General features: G+C 69.8%; 3 protein-coding genes. All 3 read left to right on the forward strand.

Going from position 1 to position 2,830, the window contains the following annotated elements; all coding sequences use genetic code 11:
* The first annotated feature begins 79 nt into the window (after positions 1 to 79).
* Genes ACFDTH_RS17995 through miaB form a run of 3 tightly spaced genes read left to right on the forward strand, consistent with a single transcriptional unit; the run spans position 80 to position 2,712 of the window.
* Entirely contained in the window at positions 80 to 625 is a 546-nt protein-coding gene (locus ACFDTH_RS17995) for an MFS transporter (RefSeq protein WP_375288920.1), read from the forward strand.
* 7 nt (positions 626 to 632) lie between these two features.
* Complete coding sequence (locus tag ACFDTH_RS18000; RefSeq protein ID WP_375288921.1) at positions 633 to 1,367, forward strand: lysophospholipid acyltransferase family protein; 735 nt, start codon at positions 633 to 635, stop codon at positions 1,365 to 1,367.
* 10 nt (positions 1,368 to 1,377) lie between these two features.
* Complete coding sequence (gene miaB / locus ACFDTH_RS18005) at positions 1,378 to 2,712, forward strand: tRNA (N6-isopentenyl adenosine(37)-C2)-methylthiotransferase MiaB (RefSeq protein ID WP_375288922.1); 1,335 nt, start codon at positions 1,378 to 1,380, stop codon at positions 2,710 to 2,712.
* The last annotated feature ends 118 nt before the right edge of the window (positions 2,713 to 2,830 follow it).

The raw sequence follows: 2,830 nt of genomic DNA on the forward strand, positions 1-2,830 counted from the left end.
ATTCCTGTGCACGGTCGTCGCCTACGGCCTGAACGCGTTCCCCAGCTATGCCGCGGGCTTCTGGGCGGCACCTTAGGCCATGCGCGACCTGGGCATTTCGCCGGCGGAGGCCGGGCTGATCCTGGGGGGCCAAGGGGCATTGTCCGGATTCCTCGGCGTGACGGTGGGCGGCATCCTGGGCGATCGGCTTCGCGCGCGGCATCCGGGCGGGCGGCTGATCATGGTGGCGCTGGGCGCGGTGCTGCCGGTGCCGTTCATGGCCATCGCCTTCACCACGGACACGCCCATCGTTCTTTACGTCTGCCTGTTCATCGCACAATTCACCGCGAGCTGGGCGCTGGGCAATTCGGCGGCGACCACGCAGGACCTGGTGCTGCCGCGGATGCGCGGCGCCGCAACGGCAACCTATTTCATCGGCACGACGCTGCTCGGTCTGGCGCTGGGCCCCTATCTGGCCGGGCGCGTCTCGACGCTGACGGGCAGCCTGTCGACCGGCATGCTGTCGCTGCTGGTGACGGTGCCGATCACGCTGGGCGCGGCGATCGCGGCGTTCAAGCTGGTGCCCGCGGCCGAGGCCAGCCGCGAGGCCCGCGCCCGGGCGGCGGGCGAGCCCGACCTCGCTTGATGCGCCCTTGATCCGGATCGCGCTGCGGCTGGCGGCGCTTGTCGTCGCGCTGCTCCTCGCGCTGCCCCTGCACCTGCTGTGGCGGCTTGTCCGCCTGCCCTCGCCCTGGCCGAAGTGGTTCCTGGCGAGCGTCGGCTGGATCATTGGGGCGCGCCGCCGCATCGTCGGCACGCCGCTGCGCCGCGATGTGGTGTTCGTGTCCAACCACCTGAGCTGGATGGACATTCCGATCCTCGCCGGGTGCAACGGCAGCGCCTTTGTCGCCAAGGCGGAGCTTCGGCAGGTGCCGCTGGTCGGCTGGCTTTGCACGCTGAACCGCACCATCTTCGTCCGGCGCGAGGACCGGATGGCGGTGGCCGACCAGATCAACACGCTGCGCGATGCGCTCGCCGACACATGGGCGATCACCATCTTCCCGGAGGGGACCACCGGGGACGGCGAAACACTGCTGCCGTTCAAGGCCGCGCTGCTGGCGGTGCTCGATCCGCCGCCGCCCGGCGTGCTCGTCCAGCCGGTGCGGATCGACTATGGCGCGGCGACGCGCGAGCTGGCCTGGGTGGGCGACGAGCCCGGCCAGGCCCATGCCATGCGCGTGCTTCGCCGGCGCGGCAGCTTTACCGCCACCCTCACCTTCTGCGATCCGTTCGATCCGCATGACGTGCCCGGCCGCAAGGCCGTCGCTGCGGAGGCGCGTGCGCGCATCGCCGCCGCCGGTGGCGAAGGAGCGCCGGCTGCGCTATAGGCGCCGCCCCATGGAAACGCCCCCCCAGAAGCTGCCAAAGACCTTTGCCGTCAAATCCTTCGGCTGCCAGATGAACGTCTATGACGGCGAGCGCATGGCCGAGCTGATGACCGGCGAGGGGCTGACGCCGGCCGATGCCGCCGACGCCGACCTGGTGGTGCTGAACACCTGCCACATCCGCGAAAAGGCGACCGAGAAGGTCTTCTCCGACATCGGCCGGATGCGCAAGGACCGCGCCGGTCGCGGCGCCGCCGCGCCGATGATCGCGGTCGCCGGCTGCGTCGCCCAGGCCGAGGGCGAGGAGATCGTGCGCCGCGCGAAGGTGGACGTGGTGGTCGGCCCGCAGGCCTATCACAACCTGCCCAAGCTGGTCGCCCAGGCCGCCGCCGGCGCCGCCCCGGTCGACACCGACATGCCCGTGCAGTCGAAGTTCGGCGCGCTCCCCGCCCGCCGCAAGGTGGGGCCCACCGCCTTCCTGACCGTGCAGGAGGGCTGCGACAAATTCTGCACCTATTGCGTCGTGCCCTATACGCGCGGCGCGGAGGTGAGCCGGCCGTTCGCGGCGATCGTGGACGAGGCGAAGGCGCTGGTCGATGCCGGCGCGCGCGAGATCACGCTGCTGGGGCAGAACGTCAACGCCTGGCGCGACGGCGACGAACGCGGGCTGCACGACCTGATCCGTGCGCTCGACAAGATCCCCGGTCTGGCCCGCATCCGCTATACCACCAGCCACCCCAACGACATGGCGCAGGGGCTGATCGACGCACATCGCGACGTCGAAAGCCTGATGCCGTTCCTCCACTTGCCGGTGCAGGCGGGCAACGACCGGATCCTCAAGGCGATGAACCGCAGCCACACACGCGATTCATACCTGCGCCTGCTCGACCGGATCCGCGCCGCCCGGCCGGACATCGCGCTGTCCGGCGATTTCATCGTCGGCTTCCCGGGTGAGACGGACGCCGAGTTCGCGGACACGCTGAGCCTCGTCGATGCGGTCGGCTATGCCCAGGCGTTCAGCTTCAAATACAGCCCGCGCCCCGGCACACCCGCCGCCGACATGACCGGCCACGTGCCCGCCCAAGTGATGGACGAGCGGCTCCAGCGGCTCCAGGCCGCGCTCAACCGCGACCAGCACGCCTTCAACCAGGCGAGCGTCGGGCGCAGTTGCGACGTGCTGATCGAGCGGCGCGGCAAGCTGCCCGGCCAGATGCTGGGCAAGTCGCCGTGGCTCCAGTCGGTGCACCTGACGGGCGATCATGCGATCGGCGACCTCGTGCCGGTGACCCTTACCCATGCCGGTCCCAACTCATTGAGCGCCGAACCCGCACTTTCTTTTGCGGCATGATGACACCCCGTTGACAGTTGCCGCGCGACTCTAGAGGCTGACCCCATAAGAACAGGCAGGGGTCTCGCGTAGCGCCAACAGTTTGGTCACCTTGAGATAGCCTAGCCGGGACCTGCGT

The sequence above is a fragment of the Sphingomonas sp. genome (genome assembly GCF_042096255.1).
Lineage (GTDB): Bacteria > Pseudomonadota > Alphaproteobacteria > Sphingomonadales > Sphingomonadaceae > Sphingomonas.

Bases quoted from the DNA above. Each gene is read 5' to 3' on its own strand.
- ACFDTH_RS17995 (WP_375288920.1), top strand. From the start codon at position 80: ATGCGCGACCTGGGCATTTCGCCGGCGGAGGCCGGGCTGATCCTGGGG.
- miaB (WP_375288922.1), top strand. From the start codon at position 1,378: ATGGAAACGCCCCCCCAGAAGCTGCCAAAGACCTTTGCCGTCAAATCC.